The following is a 754-nucleotide window of genomic DNA, read 5'->3' as shown; positions in this document are numbered from 1 at the left end:
CAAGTTCAGCTTTTATTATCTCAACTTCTTCTTTTCCTCCATCGAGGGGATATAACAACTGACCTTCTTCTCTTGAATATAATATCCTTACAGGTGACGCTGGTTTATTATATAATCGCCTGGTCGCACAGTGCTGAGCTACTCGGATGACAGGAACGGGAGGCATTGGCTTTTTGATTGAATAAATAACCTGCTTATTTTCAGAAATCATTGGCAAACAAATATGATGCCATATGTTTTTTGGCTTGGAGAGAAGGTGTCCAGTTAAGTCCTCCTGGTGTAGCCTGTGCATTACAAGAACGATGACTCCTTTTTTTCTATCGTTCAGCCTGGTTACTAAAGTCTGATCAAACCAGTTTGTGGCACGCTTTCTAAGCGTTTCACTCAAAGCTTGAGCAGAACTGAGCGGATCGTCCACAATGATAAAATCACCACCTTCACCAGTTAGTGTTCCACCAACTGATGTTGCGATTCTGTATCCTCTCTGCACTGTTTGAAATTTATATTTGGTATTCTGGTCTTTGGATAGTTCTATCTCTGGAAATAGCGCTCTATACCAACTAGACTGCATCACGCACCTGGTGTCGAGCGAGTGCTTTTCGCTGAGCCGCTGAGAATAACTTGCAACTATTATTCTCGCAGTTGGTTGGTTTCCCAGTATCCATGCGGGCCACGCAACGCTTATGCACATGGACTTCATCGAGCGCGGAGGCATATTGAATATTATTCGTTTCACTTCACCAGCGCTCGCTGC

The 754-nt window shown here is 43.6% G+C and carries 1 pseudogene; it reads right to left on the bottom strand.

What is annotated here, in order from left to right:
- Positions 1-754, bottom strand: a pseudogene (locus tag WG67_RS08735) (phage terminase large subunit); the annotation flags it as partial.

Source organism: Wolbachia endosymbiont of Drosophila incompta (assembly GCF_001758565.1).
Classification (GTDB): domain Bacteria; phylum Pseudomonadota; class Alphaproteobacteria; order Rickettsiales; family Anaplasmataceae; genus Wolbachia; species Wolbachia pipientis.
The sequence above is the reverse complement of the archived record's forward strand: the minus strand, read 5'-3'. Positions and strand labels throughout refer to the sequence as shown.